Annotated in this window: 18 protein-coding genes; 10 read left to right on the plus strand and 8 right to left on the minus strand. The window is 71.3% G+C overall.

What is annotated here, in order from left to right; translation table 11 throughout:
• Positions 1–84 precede the first annotated feature (84 nt).
• Entirely contained in the window at positions 85–915 is an 831-nt protein-coding gene (gene nadE, locus SMD20_RS13020; RefSeq protein ID WP_329579735.1) for an ammonia-dependent NAD(+) synthetase, read from the plus strand.
• 16 nt (positions 916–931) lie between these two features.
• On the opposite strand, the gene SMD20_RS13025 is transcribed toward nadE, so the two are convergent.
• Positions 932–1,927 carry an aldo/keto reductase gene (locus tag SMD20_RS13025; protein ID WP_329579736.1) on the minus strand — a complete coding sequence of 332 codons (996 nt, stop codon included), beginning with the start codon at positions 1,925–1,927 and terminating at the stop codon, positions 932–934.
• Between the two features lie 136 nt (positions 1,928–2,063).
• Between SMD20_RS13025 and SMD20_RS13030 the strand changes: the two genes are divergently transcribed.
• A complete protein-coding gene (locus tag SMD20_RS13030; RefSeq protein WP_329579737.1) occupies positions 2,064–2,924 on the plus strand; it encodes a helix-turn-helix transcriptional regulator in 861 nt (286 codons plus the stop codon).
• A 49-nt stretch (positions 2,925–2,973) separates the two neighbouring features.
• On the opposite strand, the gene SMD20_RS13035 is transcribed toward SMD20_RS13030, so the two are convergent.
• The gene (locus SMD20_RS13035; RefSeq protein ID WP_329579738.1) at positions 2,974–3,621 is read right to left on the minus strand and encodes a response regulator transcription factor; all 648 of its coding nucleotides are present in this window, start codon (positions 3,619–3,621) and stop codon (positions 2,974–2,976) included.
• 3 nt (positions 3,622–3,624) lie between these two features.
• Positions 3,625–4,752, minus strand: a complete 1,128-nt coding sequence (locus SMD20_RS13040; protein ID WP_329579740.1) for a sensor histidine kinase — start codon at positions 4,750–4,752, stop codon at positions 3,625–3,627.
• 130 nt (positions 4,753–4,882) lie between these two features.
• Between SMD20_RS13040 and SMD20_RS13045 the strand changes: the two genes are divergently transcribed.
• The gene (locus SMD20_RS13045; protein ID WP_329579743.1) at positions 4,883–5,596 is read left to right on the plus strand and encodes an ABC transporter ATP-binding protein; all 714 of its coding nucleotides are present in this window, start codon (positions 4,883–4,885) and stop codon (positions 5,594–5,596) included.
• The gene (locus tag SMD20_RS13050; protein ID WP_329579746.1) at positions 5,593–6,321 is read left to right on the plus strand and encodes an ABC transporter permease; all 729 of its coding nucleotides are present in this window, start codon (positions 5,593–5,595) and stop codon (positions 6,319–6,321) included. Before SMD20_RS13045 ends, SMD20_RS13050 begins: the two co-directional genes overlap by 4 nt.
• Positions 6,322–6,548: 227 nt before the next feature.
• Here SMD20_RS13050 and SMD20_RS13055 read toward each other — a convergent pair whose 3' ends face one another.
• On the minus strand, positions 6,549–6,995 hold the full coding sequence (locus SMD20_RS13055; RefSeq protein ID WP_329579748.1) for an ester cyclase: 447 nt from the start codon (positions 6,993–6,995) through the stop codon (positions 6,549–6,551).
• A 656-nt stretch (positions 6,996–7,651) separates the two neighbouring features.
• Between SMD20_RS13055 and SMD20_RS13060 the strand changes: the two genes are divergently transcribed.
• From SMD20_RS13060 to SMD20_RS13070, 3 genes are read left to right on the plus strand one after another with little or no spacing between them, the layout of a single operon-like run.
• Positions 7,652–7,948: a hypothetical protein gene (locus tag SMD20_RS13060; protein WP_329579751.1), complete on the plus strand. Its 297-nt coding sequence runs from the start codon at positions 7,652–7,654 to the stop codon at positions 7,946–7,948.
• 48 nt (positions 7,949–7,996) lie between these two features.
• Positions 7,997–8,566, plus strand: a complete 570-nt coding sequence (locus SMD20_RS13065; protein ID WP_329579754.1) for an IS607 family transposase — start codon at positions 7,997–7,999, stop codon at positions 8,564–8,566.
• Positions 8,563–9,783: an RNA-guided endonuclease InsQ/TnpB family protein gene (locus SMD20_RS13070; RefSeq protein WP_329579756.1), complete on the plus strand. Its 1,221-nt coding sequence runs from the start codon at positions 8,563–8,565 to the stop codon at positions 9,781–9,783. Before SMD20_RS13065 ends, SMD20_RS13070 begins: the two co-directional genes overlap by 4 nt.
• 729 nt (positions 9,784–10,512) lie before the next feature.
• Here the strand turns inward: SMD20_RS13070 and SMD20_RS13075 are convergent.
• From SMD20_RS13075 to SMD20_RS13085, 3 genes are all read right to left on the minus strand, one after another.
• Entirely contained in the window at positions 10,513–11,694 is a 1,182-nt protein-coding gene (locus tag SMD20_RS13075; RefSeq protein ID WP_329579758.1) for an FAD-dependent oxidoreductase, read from the minus strand.
• Between the two features lie 3 nt (positions 11,695–11,697).
• Positions 11,698–12,264 (minus strand): TetR/AcrR family transcriptional regulator, encoded by a 567-nt coding sequence (locus tag SMD20_RS13080; RefSeq protein WP_329579761.1) that lies wholly within the window; start codon positions 12,262–12,264, stop codon positions 11,698–11,700.
• A gap of 96 nt (positions 12,265–12,360) precedes the next feature.
• Entirely contained in the window at positions 12,361–13,161 is an 801-nt protein-coding gene (locus tag SMD20_RS13085; RefSeq protein WP_329579763.1) for an SDR family NAD(P)-dependent oxidoreductase, read from the minus strand.
• 110 nt (positions 13,162–13,271) lie between these two features.
• On the opposite strand from SMD20_RS13085, the gene SMD20_RS13090 reads away from it, so the two are divergent.
• The 3 genes from SMD20_RS13090 (at position 13,272) to SMD20_RS13100 (ending at position 16,821) form a co-directional block, all read left to right on the plus strand.
• Positions 13,272–13,604 (plus strand): YnfA family protein, encoded by a 333-nt coding sequence (locus SMD20_RS13090; protein ID WP_329579766.1) that lies wholly within the window; start codon positions 13,272–13,274, stop codon positions 13,602–13,604.
• A gap of 203 nt (positions 13,605–13,807) precedes the next feature.
• On the plus strand, positions 13,808–15,097 hold the full coding sequence (locus SMD20_RS13095; RefSeq protein ID WP_329579769.1) for an MFS transporter: 1,290 nt from the start codon (positions 13,808–13,810) through the stop codon (positions 15,095–15,097).
• The gene (locus SMD20_RS13100; protein ID WP_329579772.1) at positions 15,094–16,821 is read left to right on the plus strand and encodes a glycoside hydrolase family 2 protein; all 1,728 of its coding nucleotides are present in this window, start codon (positions 15,094–15,096) and stop codon (positions 16,819–16,821) included. Before SMD20_RS13095 ends, SMD20_RS13100 begins: the two co-directional genes overlap by 4 nt.
• On the opposite strand, the gene SMD20_RS13105 is transcribed toward SMD20_RS13100, so the two are convergent.
• Positions 16,799–17,467, minus strand: a complete 669-nt coding sequence (locus SMD20_RS13105) for a hypothetical protein (protein ID WP_329579777.1) — start codon at positions 17,465–17,467, stop codon at positions 16,799–16,801. The genes SMD20_RS13100 and SMD20_RS13105 overlap by 23 nt on opposite strands.
• Positions 17,468–17,550: the final 83 nt, after the last annotated feature.

Raw genomic sequence — 17,550 nt, forward strand, 5'->3', positions numbered from 1 at the left:
TGCGCTCGGCCGGGAACAGTACGGTGTCCGCGTCCATTTCCCCGGACGCGGCGCGAACCCCCGACGACCGACTGAGGAGCAGACTTGACCGCCCCCGCGCCCACGTCCCAGCAGCAGGAGATCGCCAAGGAGCTCCAGGTGAGCGCGTCCTTCGAGGCCGCGGCGGAGGTCGAGCGCCGGGTGGCCTTCCTCGCCGCGCAGCTCACCGCCTCCGACCGGCGCGCGCTGGTGCTCGGCATCAGCGGCGGCGTCGACTCCACCGTCGCGGGCCGGCTGTGCCAGCTCGCGGCCGAACGGGTCCGCGAGGCCGGGCGGGAGGCGACGTTCATCGCGATGCGGCTGCCGTACGGCGTGCAGGCCGACGAGCGGGACGCCCGGCTCGCGCTGGAGTTCATCCGGCCCGACCGGGTCATGACGGTGGACGTGAAACCCGCGAGCGACGCCTCGCTGGAGGGGGTGCTGTCCGCCGGCCTGGTCTTCCGTGACGAACGGCACCAGGACTTCGTGCTCGGCAACGTCAAGGCCCGCCAGCGCATGATCGTCCAGTACACGGTGGCCAACGCGCACGACGGCCTGGTGGTGGGCACCGACCAGGCCGCCGAGGCGATTTCCGGCTTCTACACGAAATATGGTGACGGCGCCGCCGACGTGGTCCCGCTCGCCGGCCTCAGCAAGCGCCGGGTGCGGGCCGTCGGCGAGGCGCTGGGCGCGCCGGCCGCCCTGGTGTGCAAGGTCCCGACCGCCGACCTGGAGACGCTGAACCCCGGCGTGGCCGACGAGGAGGTGCTCGGCGTCTCCTACGACACCATCGACGACTTCCTGGAGGGCGAGCCGGTCGACGACGCCGCCCTCGCCCTGCTGATCGACCGTTACCGGCGTACCGAGCACAAGCGCCGCCCGCCGATCACGCCCTGAGCCGCCGGCCGGGGGCTCAGTTGCCCACGCCGAGTCCGGCCATGAACGCCGCCGGGTACCGGTCGCCGCGCGCCGCGCCCGGCGGCACCGCCTTCTCGATCACGGCGAGGTCGTCGGCGGTGAGCTGGAGCTCGGCGGCGGGCAGCGCCTCGGCCAGCCGCTCGCGGGTACGGGCGCCGATCAGCGGCACGATGTCCTCGCCCTGCGCGGCCACCCAGGCGATGACGAGCTGCGCAACGGTGCAGCCCTTGGCCTCGGCGACCCGGCGCAGCTCGGCCACGAGGGCGAGATTGTGCTCCACGTTCCCGCTGGCGAACCGGGGGCCGAAGGCGCGGCTGTCGCCGGGCCCGGCGGTGCGGTCGGCGGTCCAGTGCCCGGAGATGAGGCCGCGCCCGAGGACCCCGTACGCGGTCAGCCCGATCCCGAGCTCCCGCAACGTGGGCAGGACGTCCGCCTCGACCGCGCGGGAGATCACCGAGTACTCGATCTGCAGGTCGGCGATGGGGTGCACGGCATGCGCCCGGCGGATCGTGGCCGCGTCGACCTCCGAGAGCCCGATGTGCCGGACGTATCCGGCGTCCACCAGCTCCTTGATCGCGCCCACCGTCTCCTCGATCGGCACCGCCGGGTCCAGCCGGGCCGGGCGGTAGATGTCGACGTAATCGGTGTCGAGCCTGGTCAGCGAGTGCGTCAGGAAGTTCTTCACCGCCTCGGGACGGCCGTCGTTCCCGCCGAACCCGCCACCCGGCCGCAGCAGCATGCCGAACTTCACGCTCAGCGCGTACGTGTCGCGAGCCCGGCCACGCAGCGCCTCGGCGAGCAGCAGCTCGTTGTGGCCCGCGCCGTAGAAGTCGCCGGTGTCGATCAAGGTGACGCCGGCTTCCAGCGCGGCGTGCACGGTGGCGATGCTCTCCGCGCGGTCGGCCTCGCCGTACGCGCCCGACATGCCCATCGCGCCGAGGCCCAGCGTGGAGACGGCCGGTCCGGTGCTTCCCAGGGTTCGGGTCCGCATCACGTTTCTCCTTGTTGTCACGTTGTTTCCGTCCCTCCCCACCCTGTGCCGGGTCCGGGACGGGCGGAAGCGGAGCGTTCATCATGGGAGCGCCCCTCCCTGGCTCGGCCCGACGGCGGCGAGGCAGGATGACGTCATGGAACGTGAGCAGCTCGCCGACTTCCTGCGCCGCCGCCGGGAGGCGATCCGCCCGACCGAGGTCGGCCTCGCGGACGGCCCCCGCCGCCGCGCCGCCGGCCTGCGCCGGGAGGAGGTCGCGATGCTGGCCGGCATGTCGGTGGACTACGTCGTACGCCTGGAGCAGGGCCGCAGCAGCCAGCCGTCGGTCCAGTTGCTCGGCGCGCTGGCCCGGGCGTTGCGGCTCTCGGATGACGAACGCGACCATCTGTTCCACCTGGCCGGGCACCGGCCGCCGCCCGCCGACGGCCTCGCCGGCCTGGCCCGCGCCGGGCTGATCCGCATGCTCGACCTGCTGGGCGACACCCCGGCCGTGGTGCTGTCCGACCTCGGCGAGTTCCTCGCGCAGAACCGGATGGCCGTCCTGCTGATGGGCGACCACACCGGCCTCACCGGGGACCGCCGTTACCTCGTCTACCGCTGGTTCACCGAGGACGCCGTACGCGCCATCCACCCGCCCGAGGAGCAGGAGCATCACGCCCGCCAGCTCGTGGCGGACCTGCGCGCGGTCGCCGGCCGCCGCTCCGGCGACCCCGTGGTCACCCGGCTGGTCGAACGCCTGCTGGCCGCGAGCGCCGACTTCCGCCGGCTCTGGCCGGAGCACGAGGTGGCGGTCCGGCGTACCGACCGCAAGAGCATGGTGCATCAGCGGGTGGGCCGGCTGGTGATGGACTGCACCACCCTGGTCACCCCCGACCAGGGGCAGCAACTGCTGGTGTTCACCCCGGTGGACGACGAGGCCCGCGAACGGCTTGAGCTGCTGCGCGTGCTGGGCACCGAGGACTTCCCCACCGGAGAGGTCAGGGACAGGCGTCCATGACATGATCATCCAGATCTTCCGGGCCGAGCCGGGCGCGACGAAGGGTGGATCACACGAACCCGGCATCACGCACCTTCATGGCAACCTGCACCCGATTGTCGGTGCCGAGCTTGGCGAAGATGCGGGTGACGTTGGCCTTGACCGTGGCGGTGCTCATGTAGAGGCGCTCCGCGATCTCGGTGTTGGAGCGGCCTCGGGCCACCTCGATGGCGACCTCCCGCTCCCGTTCGGTCAGTCTGGCCAGCTCCTGCCGCGCCTCCTCGCGGCCCGGCTCGTGACCGCCGGTGGCGGCGGCGATCACCTGATGGGTGACGCTCGGCGACAGCACCGGCTCGCCCGCGGCCACGGCGCGGACCGCCTCGACCATCCGGGCCGGCGGCGTGTGCTTGAGCAGGAACCCGGCGGCCCCGAGGCGCAGCGCCCGCAGCACCATGTCGTCGGCGTCGAAGGCGGTCAGCACGAGGATGCGCGGCGGCTCGGGCCAGGACAGCAGCGCCTCGGTGGTGACCAGGCCGTCCTGGCCGGGCATGCGGATGTCCATCAGCACGACAGCGGGCCGCAGGTCGCGGATCACGCCCAGCGCCTCACGGCCGTCGCCCGCCTCTCCGACGATCTCCACGCCGGATCCGCCGCCCAGGATGAGGCGCAGGCCCGTACGCACCATCGGGTCGTCGTCGACGATCACCACCCGGATCACAGGTCAAACCTCCCACGGCAACCGAACATCAAGGACAAAGCGCCCATTCTGCTGAGCGTGCGTGATCGTGCCGCCCGCCAGCCGTACCCGTTCGCCCAGGCCGACCAGACCCAGCCTGCCGCCGGGCCCGCCGGAGACCCCGTAGGGCGCCGGGTTGCTCACGCGGATGCGTAACCCGTCGCCCGGACGTCCGTCGAGCTCGACCGTGACGCTGCTGCCCGGCGCGTGTTTGCGGGCGTTGGTCAGCGCCTCCTGGACGGCCCGGTAGGCGTTGCGGCCGGTCTGCGTCGGAAGCAGGTCGCGCTGCTCGACGGTGTCGGTCACGGCGACCTTCTGGCCGGCGGCCCGCACTTCGTGGAAGAGCTCCTCCAGATCGGCCAGGGTCGGCTGCGGGGCGGCGGTGACGCCGTCGGAGCGGAGGGTGCCGAGCACGGTGCGGAGCTCGTTGAGCGACTGGTGGGCGTTGTGCTGAATGGCGTGCGCGGTCTGCCGCATCTCCTCCTGGCCGAGGTCGGTGCGGAAGGCCAGGCCCCCGGCGAGCATCGCCAGCAGCGACATGCGATGGGCCAGGGCGTCGTGCATCTCCTGGGCGATCTTCGCGCGTTCGGTCAGCTTGGCCTGCTCGATGCGCTGCCGCTCCGCCCGCTCGGCGGCCAGGTCGGCGTCGCGCAGGGAACGGAGGTAGAGGCCGAAGACCGTCAGCCCGGCGAGGATCGCCGTGCCGGTGGCGAGGCTGATCACGCCTTGCTGGGTGATGCCGTTCGAGACGGCGTACAGGCCCATGCTGGCCCACAACAGCACCCCGATCGGGATGATCTGCCGCCAGCGGCGGTGCGTGCACAGCGACACGTAGGCCACCTGAGCGGGGCCGGTCGCCATGCTGGACAGCGCGGTGATCAACGCGGTCACGGCGGCGACCTGCCACGGCCACCGGCGCCTCCACCGCATGAGGACCAGCCCCGCCAGGCTCAGGCCGGCGTCGACCAGGGCGCGCGACAGCCGCTCCGGATGGTGCAGGACGACCCAGACCCAAACCGTGCCGTAGAAGAGGATCGGCGCCAGCGCGGCGAGGTAGCGCAGCGCGACGCCCCATCCGTCGAGGGGCGGCTGATAGTCCGGGCGGTCGTGCACGCGTCCAAGCCTAGGAATTCTCCGGCCCTGCTCTAGCTACCTGGGTCGATCGTCTTACCACCCTGGGTCTATACGACGATCGACCTGGATCCGATGAGCGAACCGGCCCGCTCACGATGAACTTGAGCCCGTGATCGAGTTCAACAGTGTCAGCAAGACCTACCAGGACGTGCGGGCGCTCGACGACGTGTCCTTCACGGTCGGGCCCGGCAGCGTCACCGGGTTCGTGGGCCCCAACGGCGCGGGCAAGTCCACCGCGCTGCGCATCCTGGTGGGGCTCGCCCGCGCCACCTCGGGGTCGGCCACCGTGCTCGGGCGTCCCTATCGTGAGCTGGAGCGTCCCGCCTGCCAGGTCGGCACGCTGCTCGACGCCGGCGCGTTCCATCCGGGCCGCACCGGCCGCGAGACACTGACCCTCGGCGCCATCGCATTAGAGCTGCCCAGATCGCGGGTCGCCGAGGTGCTCTCGCTGGTCGGCCTGTCGGCCAAGGAGGCGCGGCGGACCGTCGGCTCCTACTCCCTCGGCATGCGGCAGCGGCTCGGCCTCGCGCACGCGCTGCTCGGCAGGCCGCGCGCGCTCATACTCGACGAGCCGGCCAACGGCCTCGACCCCCAGGGCATCCGGTGGTTGCGCGAGCTGCTACGCGACCTGGCCGACGCCGGCTGTGCCGTGCTGCTCAGCTCCCACCTGCTGCACGAGGTGGAACAGGTCGCCGACCACATCGTGGTCATCGGCGGCGGCCGGGTGCTCGTCCAGGGCACCGTGACCGAGCTCAACCAGGGCCGCAGCCTGGAGCAGACCTTCCTCGAACTGACCACGTCCACCGACCGGAGCCCGAAGTGACGATCCCCTTCCACCGTCTGCTGGCCGTCGAGCTCCGCAAGCTCTTCGACACCCGCAGCGCCAAGATCCTGACCGCGTGCCTGCTCTGCCTCACCGTCGCGGCGATCGTCGGTCGGGGCCTCTACAGCGGCCCCGACCTGCAGCGGCTGGTGTGGACGGCCGGCATCGGCTACGCCACCCTCCTGCCGGTGCTCGGCGTCCTCGCGGTGACGAGCGAATGGAGCCATCGCACGGCGCTGACCACGTTCGTGCTGGAGCCCCGGCGATGGCGGGTGACGGCCGCCAAAGCGCTCCCGCCGGCGCTGACGGCTGCCGTGGCCAGCCTGTTCGCGCTGCTCGTCGCGGTTCCCGCGACCGCGTTGACGAGCGCCGCGCAGCACACTCCCGCCCACTGGAACCTCACCTTCGCCACGATGGCGGGCTGGACCGCGACGAACGTGCTCTTCGTCATGATGGGCACCGCCTTAGGCGCGCTCCTGCTCAACGCACCGGCCGCCATCGTCGTCTGCCTGGCCGGCACCGCCGTGTGGAACGCCGTCGCCCTGCTCGGCACCACGGGCCAGACGCTCGCCGAATGGCTCGACCCCAACAGGACCACCGCTCCCCTCGCGGCCGGCGACTGGGCCGACGTCGACTTCCTGCGGCTCGCCGCCTCAGCCGCCCTGTGGATCGTGTTCCCACTGCTGGCCGGAGTCGTCCGTACGTCTCGCAAGGAGGTGAGATAGCCCGGTCCCCGATCGCCCCCGCCACTCAGCGCCCCGCCGCGACCACGGGTCCCGCCCGACCACCAGATCCCAAGGACCACCCGGTCCCGCCCGACCACCAGGTTCCTCGGACCATCAGGTCCCTCGGACCGCCGGTTCCGCCCAACCATCCAGTCCCGCCCGTCCTGTCGTCCAGTCCGTACCGTCCCCCCTCCAGCCCGCAGCTGCCGAGTATTCCTGTCAGATGGTCATCGCACATCGATTTGGTCCAGCTCCACCAGTCCGAAGCCGAGCTGGCTGTAGAGCTCGAGTTGGTCGAAGTACTCACGGTGTGAGTCGATCTTGCCGTCGGAGATGTGGGCGGCGCAGCTCGCTCTGATGGCGATGCGGCGGCCCGTACCCGCTATCTCACGCCCGCCCGGCATCAGGAGCAGGCCGGTGTGGGTGCCGGTGTAGGTCCATTCGGTGCAGACCGGGTTGTCACAGACGTCCAGCTCAAACCACGCCGCCATGTGAAAGTCCGGGAACGCTCTGAAGTTCTGCTGGTAGACCCAGCCGATCTCGTCGTGTCCCTGCGCGACGCCCGCCGGCGAGACGAAGACGGCGTCCTCGCTGTAGCAGGCGAGCACGCTGGACACGTCGTGCGCGTTGACGGCCTGGTTCAACCGGTGAGCGAGATCCCATTGGGTCGACATGGGCACCTCCAAGCGAGTCGGTTCGTTCCGGCGAGCATCGTGGGTGGGCGGGGAGTACGGCGAAGTCTGAGGGCGGGCGGCTGGTGGTTGGCGCGTTGGCTGCTTCCCAGTACGACGGTCCTTTCGGTGGGGAGCCCGATGAACCGGGTGTTTCGCGATGTACCTGGTGGGTGCGCCGCGTGGCCGTTGATGGGGAGGGGCGGGCGGCGGGCGGCGTCCGTACTGCTGGCAGCGGTATGGCAGGGGTCGCGGTGACGGGACACGGCGGTCGTTCCTCTGCGGCTCGGGTTCGGGAGCCGCCTGATACGGGCGTGCCCAATGTGCTCATGGCCTCGCGCGGTGCGGACAGCGCCCGCGCCACCTCGTGTCCTTATCGACGCTTTCATCCCTTCCTTCAGTGTCCGTGCGATGGCACGCACGACGGGGCCAAGCGCCCGTCAAAATCGGCCTCGACAGCGGCGCCCGATGGAAGCGCGGGGTAAATGCCCGGTTCGATCCGACGAGGGATCCGGCGATGGGCTGCGGGTGCGGTGAGGGAAGGGGCGGGGAGTCGTCGTCGCTCGTCGAGATCACGCCTGCGCTCGGCGAGATCATGCCTGGGCGTATGGGGCGAATATCGAGTGGCCGACAGCTCGATCATGTCGGATGCTGGGGGCGTGTTCAGGATTCCGCCGCGTACCGCCACGGACGCCTACTTCGCCAGGATGGGCGAGGCAAGGCGTCTGGACATCGTCTTCGACATCGATCTCGGGGAACTGCTGGAAGGCCACCACGTGGTCGCCCGCGGGCTGGAGATGGCGGACGCCGGTGCTGTGTTGCACTACGAGTTCGTTCCCGGGCTGCGGCAACATGAGTTGGATGCCAAGGGACAGTTCTTCTGGTATTGGACGGTGTCCGCTGAGGATGACCTTGGCACCCCTTACAGCGAGCACAACAGTGGGGCGGTCGGCTGATAGCGAAATCATCAGTTTTCCTCAGTCTTTGTCTGCGATGATCAGCGTGTGAAGCTCTCCGAATGGGCCAAGCGGAACGGCGTCCATTACCAGACCGCCTGGAAGTGGGCTCGGGACGGGACGATGCCGGTCCCGGTCGTCAAGACCGCGACCGGCCGATACCTGGTGCTCGAGCAGCCCGCCGACAGGGACGGGCGGGCCGTGGCGTACTGCCGAGTCTCGAGCGCCGACCAGAAGGCGGACCTCGAGCGGCAGGCGGGGCGTGTCGTCACCGCCGCGACCGGGATGGGGCTGACCGTCTCGGACGTGGTCACCGAGGTCGGGTCCGGGCTGAACGGCAGGCGGCCGAAACTGGCCCGACTGCTGCGCGACGCGTCCGTTTCGGTGATCGTGGTCGAGCACCGCGACCGCCTGGCCCGGTTTGGCCTGGAGCATCTGTCGGCCGCGCTCGAGGCGAGCGGGCGGCGCATTGTCGTGATCGACGACGCCGAGGTGGAAGACGATCTGGTGCGGGACATGACCGAAGTCCTCACCTCGTTCTGCGCCCGCCTGTACGGGCGGCGCTCGGCTTCCCGCCGCGCCAAGGCCGCTTTGCGCGCCGCCCGGGAGGTCGCGTGAGCGACCGCCAGGGCTACCGAGTCGAACTGACCCCGACGCTGGAGCAGCGCGCCCGTCTCGGGCAGCACGCGGGCCTGTCGCGGGTGGTGGAGAACTTCTGCCTCGAGAAGGTGAAGGCCGCGCTCGAGCAGCGAGAGGCGGAGAAGACCTACGACATCCCCGAGAAGGACCTGACTCCGATCCCGTGGTCGGCCCCCGCACTCGAGCGGATGTGGCGCCTCGAGCACCGCGACCGCTACCCATGGTTCACCGAAGAGGGCTTGTCCTCGAGAGTGCCGAAAGAGGCATGCCGGGTCCGGGCGGTCGGGTTCAAGAACTTCTTCGACTCCAGGTCCGGGAAAAGGAAGGGCCGCAAGGTCGGCTTCCCGGACTGGCGCAAACGCAAGCACGGCTCGAGGTTCCGCTACGACGCCGACCGCGCCCGGCCCCTGTCTGCTCGAGTGGTCGCCCTGCCCGGCGTCGGCAAGGTGCGCACACTCGAGGACATGTCGTGGCTGACTGACCGAATCAAGGACGGGCGTGCTCGAGTCATCGCTTCCACGGTGCGCGAGCAGGCAGGCCGCTGGTGGGTGTCGTTCCAACTCGAGATCGATCGGACCGACATCAATGAGCGGCGTGCGGTCTCGAGCGACGCTCCGGCGTGCGGGATCGACGTCGGGGTGAAGACATTCGCCACCATCGTGGACGACGACGGCACCGTCACCGAACTGCACGCCCCCAAGCCACTCAAGGCCACACTGCGGAAGCTGCGCAAGGCGGGCAAGGCGGTCTCGAGGAAGAAGTCCGGCTCGAGCAACCGGGCCAAGGCCGTCAAGCGGCTCGCCCGAGTCCATCTCGAGGTGGCCAACCGGCGGGCCGACTTCCTGCACAAGACGACGACGATGCTCGCGAGATCCAAGCGGGCCATCGCCATCGAGACCCTGAACGTGACCGGCATGGTCGCCAACCGGCGGATGGCCCGCGCCATCTCGGACCTCCGGTTCGGCGAGTTCTTCCGCCAGCTCGAGTACAAGGCGCAGTGGTACGGCTCGAGCGTGTGGGCGGCCGACCGCTGGTTCCCGTCCTCGAGACTCTGCGGCGGATGCGGAACCATCAACCGGGAGCTGACCCTTGCCGACCGGGTGTGGACGTGCGGGTGCGGCCTCGAACACGACCGTGACGTCAACGCCGCCCGCAACCTGCTCGAGGCGATGAACCTCGAACAGAAAGCGGCCTAGTTCCACGTCGCCGGGCAGTTCCCCGGAGACACTAAACGCCTGTGGAGGCGACGTAAGACCAGGCTCCGGCATGGCAGATGCCAGCGAATCAGGCAAGAGGATCACTGAGATTCTCCGAACGGCATTCGATCCGGACGGCAGGGCGGCTGCGCATAGGACTCGCTACCTGGGCGGGCCGGTCCCCCGTTCGGCCCGTCGGCTTTGGCTTTACTTCGCGCCGCCCGAGGAGTGGACGCCGGTGGGATCGTGGTGCAGGCGGCTGGACATCGCACTGCCGAGCGGCCACGTCACGGAGACGTGGACCGGCTCGGGTCAGGACGCCGGATAACACCGGTCTTGATAGGGCGCGGTCCGGCAGAAGCGGTCTGGTGGGGCCCGTCGGTGGAGCGTATCCGGTAGACGCGGCCTGGTAGGGCCTGCCGGTGGAGCGTATCCGGCAGACGCGGCCTGGTAGGGCCGGTGGAACTGGTCCAGTGGAACCGGCTTGGAGAGATTAACCTGGCCGGAGCTAGGGCCGTTCCCCATCAAGCGGCGCTGCCGAGGCGAGGGCCGGGTCGCGCCATGCGGCGCTGCCGGAGCTAAGGCCGCGTCACACCGTACGGCGCTGACGGAGCTAAGGCCGCAGCACGCCATGCGGCGCTGCCGGAGCGAGGGCCGTCCCCATCAGGCGGCGCTGCTGGAGCGAGGGCCGGTTCCCCATTGGGCGGTGCTGTCGAGGCTAGGGTGGCGTCACGCTGTGCGGCGCTGTTTGCGGGTGGTGAGCTGGTCGGTTCTGCTGGTGAGCAGGTGGTGGCCGTCGGGCGTGAGTGAGTTGAGGAACAGGCGGTTGACGCCGGGCAGGGCGGCGAGGCGCAGCAGCCAGTCGCGGGCGGCGATCCGGCGGCGGCTGGAGGGCGCCATCCACTCGACGAAGCGGCGGCCGAACGCCTGCACCTCGGCGATCGTCGGCCGCATGCGTTCCTCGTACCGGGTCAGGGCGCCGGGCAGGTCACCGGCGGCCAGTTCGTCGGCCAGGACCCAGGCGGCGGCGACCGCCAGGGACGCGCCGTGTCCGGCGAACAGCGAGACCGCCTGGCAGGAGTCCCCCAGCAGCACGACCCTGCCGCGGCTCCAGGAGCCGATCTGCACCTGGGTGACCTGGTCGTAGTAGAGGTCGGCGGGCAGCCGGGGCAGTGTCTCCGGCAGGATCCAGCCGAGCCCGCCGTAGTGCCGGCGCAGCGCCGCCGCGGGGTCGGCCGGCAGCGCCGGATCGGGCTCGCGGTGCAGGAACAGCAGCGCGAGCCGGTCCTCGGCCAGCGCGTACGCACCGGCCATCAGGCCGGGGACGGTCAGCATCCGGTAGCGCAGCCCGACCTGCGCGCTCAGCTCCGGATCGGTGAGGACGCAGGCGGCGACGTGATGGCCGAGGTGGCGCAGATAGCGTTCCTCGGGGCCGAAGACCAGCTCGCGGACGCGGGAGTGCACGCCGTCGGCCCCGACGAGCAGGTCCACGATGCGGTGAGTGCCGTCGGTGAGCGTGATCTCGGCCTGGTGGGCGTCCTGCCGGATCGTCTCGATCGTGACGCCGTAGCGGACCGGTGCGACGACGTCCTCGGCGAGGGTCCTGGCGAGGTCGCCGCGCGGCAGGCTGACCACGCGGGAGAAGCCGGGCGGCAGGACGAACCGGCTGGTGCGCCGGCCGTCGCGGTCGAGGTAGTCCAGCTCGCGCACCGGGTGGCGCAGCTCGCGCAGGCGGGTGGCCAGGCCCATGCGCTCGGTCACCTCGTAGCCCGCGCCGTAGAAGTCGATCATGTAGCCGCCGGTGCGTAAGGCGGGCGCGCGCTCGACGAGCTCGACGTCCCAGCCGTCGCGTTCCAGATGCCAGGCGAGCGCCAGGCCCGCGATGCCGGCTCCGCAGATGAGGGCCTTCATGGGTCACTCCTTTCGCAGCAGCCGCCGTGCCGGCCCGGCCAGCGCGGCGACGTCCAGTCCCGGATCGAGGCGGTGGTGCAGGACCAGTCCGTCGATCGCGGCGGCGAGAAGGGCGGCGACCGCGTCGGGGTCCTCGACGCCGTGCCCGGCCAGCCAGTGGGCCAGGGTGCGGCGGAAGCCGAGGACGAGTTCGGCGAGCCGGTCGCGCAGCTCGGGGATGCGGGTCGAGGCCAGGTACGTCTCCGCCACCAGCAGCGAGGCCGGATCGTCGCCGGCGTAGACCGCCACGGCGCCCATCAGCCAGTCGAGGCCGGCCTCGGGATCGGGCCGGCGGGACAGCTCCTCGCCGATCTGGCCGATCAGCTCGCGGACGAAACCGAGCGAGGCCGCGGTCAGCAGCTCGGCGACGGAGCCGAAGTGGTAGTGGACGACGCCGGGCGCGACGCCGGCCCGTTCGGCGACCAGGCGGGTGGTGACGCCGTTCCAGCCGACTTCGCCGATGAGCGCCACGGCCGCCCGCAGCAGGCGTTCCCTGGTGGCGCGGCCGCGTTCGAGCGACGTCTCCGGCATTCCGCCCCTTTCTTGTACGACCGCCTTGGGCGTTTGCCCAAATTCACAATAGTTGCATACTGCAAACATCGCTAGAGGGACGTACGAGAAGGTTGCTCAGTGGTCGCCGGAGCCCGGTTCGGCCATCCGCCGGTGCGCCGCGGCCTTGGCCTTCTCGGGCATGACCTTGGCCGCGCCGGCCATCGCCTTGTTCTTGAACGACCCGGCGACGACGGACGCCTCGCCCTTCATCAGCGCCTCGAACCCCTGCTCGGCGACCTGCGCGGGATCGTCCTTCTTGCCGGAGCCGACCCGGGTGTCCTCCATGCCCGCCCGTTCGAAGAACTCGGTCTCCGTCGGGCCCGGCATCAGCGCGGTCACCGTCACGCCGGTGTCCTTGAGCTCGTTGCGCAGCGCCTCAGAGAAGGACAGCAGGAACGCCTTCGACGCGGCGTACGTGGCCTCGAACGGCCCCGGCTGGGTGGCGGCGATGGACGACGTGAACAGCACCCGCCCCTCCCCCCGGGGCACCATGTCGCGCAGGCAGAGCTTGGCCAGGTGCACCGCGGAACGGACGTTGAGATCCACGACCTCCAGGTCGCCGGCCAGGTCCGTCTCGGCGAACGGGCCACCGGCGCCGATCCCCGCGTTGATCGCGACCGCACCCAGGGGACGCCCGCCGGCCGTGACCCGCTCGTAGAGGTGCTCGACGCCGTCGTGGGTGGCGAGGTCGGCCTGGACGGCCTCGACGGACGCGCCGAGCTCGCGCAGCTCGCGGGCCGCGTCGGCGATGCCCGGGTCCTCGGCGTTGACGATCAGGTCGAAGCCGTGCCCGGCGAACTGCCTGGCCAGCTCGTACCCGATGCCGCTGGACGCGCCGGTCACCAGGGCCAGCGGCCGGGCTTGTTCTTCCCTCATGACGGCGGTTCCTCTCGTCGGTCTCCCGCCTGACCGGCTGCCCATCGCGGCGGCGCCCAACCGTCCCGTTCCAGGTCAGGGCGGGCGCCGCGATGCGGTTCACTACAGGCATGACGATCGTCCGTTCCCTCGCCCTGTTCGCCCTGGCCGCGCTCGCCGAGATCGGCGGCGCGTGGCTCGTCTGGCAGGGGGTGCGCGAGCAGCGCGGCCTGCTGTGGATCGGCGCCGGTTTCGTCGCGCTCGGCCTGTACGGGCTGGTCGCCACGTTGCAGCCGGACGCGAACTTCGGCCGCATCCTGGCCGCGTACGGCGGGGTGTTCGTGGCCGGGTCGCTGGCCTGGGGCATGGTCGTGGACGGGTTCCGTCCCGACCGGTGGGACGTCGTCGGAGCGCTGGTCTGCCTGGTCGGCGTCCTGGTCATCATGTACGCGCCCCGGGCCTGAGGCCGGGCGCCGGCCCGCGAGGCGGACGACACACTGAGCCCCGCCGTGGTGACGCACCGGCTCGACGTCCGGGCGGGCGACGACACCTGCGTGGGCGGCGCAAAGGACGTGAAGGTGTCCCGCGAGCTCTGACACCGATCGGGCGGCCACCACACCGGACCCCCGGCATCGGCGGGCCCGTACGCGGCCGTACGCTGTCGCCCGTGATCACACCAGTCACCGCCCGGCTGGGCCCCCGCCGCTGGACGGCCATGATCGTGCTCGGCTTCGTCGGCCAGCTCGCCTGGACCGTCGAGAACATGTATCTCAACGTCTTCCTCTACGACACGATCACCGACGACCCCACCGCCATCGCCACGATGGTCGCCGCCAGCGCGTTCACCGCCACGGTCGCGACGCTGCTGGTGGGCGCGCTGTCCGACCGCACGGGCCGGCGGCGGGCCTTCATCGCCGCCGGCTACGTCCTGTGGGGCCTCGCCACGGCGGCGTTCGGGCTGGTGACCGTGGACACCGTGGGAAGCCTCGCGCCGGCCGCGAATGCCGTGCTGATCGCCATGATCGCGGTCATCGTGCTGGACTGCGTCATGTCGTTCCTGGGCTCCGGCGCGAACGACGCCGCCTTCCAGGCGTGGGTGACCGACGTGACGTGGCCGGCCGTCCGCGGCCGGGTGGAGTCGGTGCTCGCGATCATGCCGCTGGTGTCGATGCTGGCCGTCTTCGGCGCGCTCGACCCGCTCACCCGGGCCGGGCAGTGGCGGGAGTTCTTCCTGCTGATCGGGTCGGTCATCGCCGTGGTCGGGGTGGTGGCGTGGTTCCTCGTACGGGACCGCCCGGCCCTGCCCCGGGCGCGCGGCGGCGCGCTGGACGCGATCTTCCACGGCCTGCGCCCCAGCGCGATGCGCGCCAACCCGGGCCTCTACCTGCTGCTGGCGGCGTGGGCGATCTGGGGCGTGTCCACGCAGATCTTCCTGCCCTACCTGATCATCTACGTGCAGCGTTACCTCCAGATCGAGGCGTACGCGGTCGTCCTCGGCGTGGTCCTGACCGGCGCGTCGGCGGTCACCGTCGGCTGCGGCCGGCTGATCGACCGCGTCGGCAAGAAACGTTTCCTGCTGCCCGCCCTCGGGATCTACGCCATAGGGCTGCTGGCGATGTGGCCGGCGCGCGGCCTGGTCCCGGTTATCGCGGCCGGTCTGGTGATGATGTCCGGGTTCATGCTGGTCGCCGCGACGATCGGCGCGCTGGTCCGCGACCACACGCCGCCGGAGCACGCGGGGCACGTGCAGGGGCTGCGGATGGTGTTCGCGATCCTGATCCCGATGCTGATCGGGCCGTACGTGGGGGCGCTGGTCATCCGCGGCGCGGACGCCTACTACGAGGATCTGGGCGTGCTCAGGCAGGTGCCCACGCCCGCGATCTTCCTGGCGGCCGCCGCGGTGCTGCTGCTGATCGCCGTTCCCGTCCTGGCACTGCGCAAGAGAGAGGTCGCATGAGCATGCTCACCCGCTGGGGCAGGGAGCTCGATCCCGACGCCGTCCTGACCGAGTATCCGCGGCCGCAGCTCGTCCGCGACAGCTACCTCAACCTCAACGGCCGGTGGGACTACGCGATCACCGGCGACGACGCGGAGCCCGCGGCCTACGACGGGCAGATCGTGGTGCCGTTCTCGCCCGAGGCCGAGCTGTCCGGCGTCGGCCGGCAGCTCATGCCCGGCCAGACCCTCTGGTACCGCCGCGCCCTCGTGCTCCCCGACGGGTTCGGCACGGGCGGCCGGGTGCTGCTGCACTTCGGCGCGGTGGACCAGACCTGCCGGGTGCTGCTCAACGGCGTCGAGGTGGGCACGCACACCGGCGGCTACCTCCCGTTCAGCTGCGACGTCACCGCCGCCCTGCGCGACGGCGAGAACGTGCTGACCGTCGCGGTACGCGACGACACCGACACCGTCCCGCACGCCCGCGGCAAGCAGAAGCTGGAGCGGGGCGGCATCTGGTACACCCCGCAGTCCGGCATCTGGCAGACCGTATGGGCCGAGCGGGTGCCCGGCGTGCACGTGGAGCGGCTCACCCTCACCCCGCACCTGGCCGAGTCCTGCGTCGAGGTGACCGTGCACGCCGCCGAGGGCGAGGCGGACGTCGAGATCCTGGCCGCCGGGTCCGTCGTCGCCCGCGCCACCGTACCCGCCGGGCGGCCGGTGCGCGTCCCGATCCCGGACGTCCGGCCGTGGAGCCCCGAGGACCCCTTCCTGTACGACGTCACCGTGGAGCTGGGCGCCGACCGGGTGCGCAGCTACGTGGGCATGCGCTCGTTCGGGGTGGGGACGGACGCCGACGGGACGCCGCGCCTGCTGCTCAACGGCCGCCCCTACTTCCACGCCGGGGTGCTCGACCAGGGCTACTGGTCCGACGGCATGTACACGCCGCCGTCGGACGAGGCCATGATCTACGACATCGTCACCATGAAGCGGCTCGGCTTCACCATGCTGCGCAAGCACATCAAGATCGAGCCGCTGCGCTGGTACTACCACTGCGACCGGCTCGGCATGCTCGTCTGGCAGGACATGGTCAACGCCGGCGGCCGCTACCACCCGCTGCTCGTCACCGCTCCGGCGTTCGTCCCGTTCCACCTGCCCGACCGCTGGTTCGGCCGGCCGCACCGGGAGCGGTTCATGGCCGAGCTGCGCGAGACGGTCGAGCACCTGCGCAACGTGGTGAGCATCGCCGTCTGGGTGCCGTTCAACGAGGGGTGGGGCCAGTTCGACGCGGCCCGCGTGGCCGGGGAACTGGCCGCGCTCGACCCCACCAGGACCGTCGACCACGCCAGCGGCTGGCACGACCAGGGCGCCGGCGACCTGCGGAGCCTGCACGTCTACTTCCGCCGCTTCCGCGCGCCGCGCCGCCGCCGCGACCGGCGGGCGCTCGTGCTGTCGGAGTACGGCGGATACGGCCTGCGCGTCGACGGCCACACCTTCAACGACCGCAACTTCGGCTACCGGCGCTACGACACCCCCGAGCGCCTCGGCGCCGCGTTCGCCCGGCTGCACGCCGAGCAGATCGTCCCGGCGATCCGGCGCGGCCTGAGCGCCACCGTCTACACCCAGCTCTCCGACGTCGAGGACGAGCTGAACGGCCTGCTCACCTACGACCGGGAGGTGCTCAAGCTGCCGGAGGACCTGGTCCGCGCGGTCAACAAACGGCTCACGCTCGGCCAGAACTCGTGACGGTCAGGCCGCGCCACTCGGCGTCCGGCATGCGCAGCACCCTGAGCGCGATCCAGCCGTACGCGGCCAGCTGCAGCAGGGAGCCGGTGGACTGCACGACCGGGGCCTGCGTCATGGTCACGAACGGCACGATCGTGCCCGCCAGCGCGGCGACCGGCACCCACCAGGGGGCCAGCCTGACCGCGGCCAGGGTCACCAGCAGCGTGATCAGGCCGGCGTGCAGCAGGAATCCGGGCAGCAGCATCCCGTACACGAAGCCCCACAGCTCGTTCGCCCGCCGGGTGACGGCCTCGGCCTGGTCGGCGGGCAGGGTCTGGGCGAGGGCGAGGTCGTAGAAGTCGGTGGTGAACAGCGTCAGGCCGTGACCTGCGCCGATGAGGCCGAGCGCCGTCCCGATCCCGCTCGCGCGGGGGGCGCGCTCGCGCAGGAGGTGGGCCAGCGCCAGGACGACCGGGATGAGGCTGAGCGCCGCCCAGACGTAGAGCAGGGCGCTGACCTGGACGGTCGTCGCGTGCGTACGGAAGACGTCGGGGTCGTGCTCGGCGCCGGGCGGCGAGGTCAGGAAGGCGAGGAACTGGAAGACCGGCCAGGCGAGCAGGGCGACGCCGGCGACGGTCCGGCGGAACGTGTCAGGATTTTTCAGCACCCGTCCAGAGAAGCGAGATGCCGTCCCGCGCCGCGCGGGCGCTCGTCCCCGCTCCCCCGGGAGGAACGCCCGGACCTCCCGGG

It is taken from the genome of Nonomuraea sp. LP-02, from assembly GCF_036289125.1.
Taxonomy (GTDB): domain Bacteria; phylum Actinomycetota; class Actinomycetes; order Streptosporangiales; family Streptosporangiaceae; genus Nonomuraea; species Nonomuraea bangladeshensis.

Excerpts from the sequence above, each read along its gene's own strand:
- SMD20_RS13075 (WP_329579758.1), bottom strand. The coding sequence starts at position 11,694 with ATGAAGGCCCTCATCTGCGGAGCCGGCATCGCGGGCCTGGCGCTCGCC.
- SMD20_RS13025 (WP_329579736.1), bottom strand. The coding sequence starts at position 1,927 with ATGCGGACCCGAACCCTGGGAAGCACCGGACCGGCCGTCTCCACGCTG.
- SMD20_RS13085 (WP_329579763.1), bottom strand. The coding sequence starts at position 13,161 with ATGAGGGAAGAACAAGCCCGGCCGCTGGCCCTGGTGACCGGCGCGTCC.
- SMD20_RS13030 (WP_329579737.1), top strand. The coding sequence starts at position 2,064 with ATGGAACGTGAGCAGCTCGCCGACTTCCTGCGCCGCCGCCGGGAGGCG.
- SMD20_RS13090 (WP_329579766.1), top strand. The coding sequence starts at position 13,272 with ATGACGATCGTCCGTTCCCTCGCCCTGTTCGCCCTGGCCGCGCTCGCC.
- SMD20_RS13055 (WP_329579748.1), bottom strand. The coding sequence starts at position 6,995 with ATGTCGACCCAATGGGATCTCGCTCACCGGTTGAACCAGGCCGTCAAC.
- SMD20_RS13100 (WP_329579772.1), top strand. The coding sequence starts at position 15,094 with ATGAGCATGCTCACCCGCTGGGGCAGGGAGCTCGATCCCGACGCCGTC.
- SMD20_RS13080 (WP_329579761.1), bottom strand. The coding sequence starts at position 12,264 with ATGCCGGAGACGTCGCTCGAACGCGGCCGCGCCACCAGGGAACGCCTG.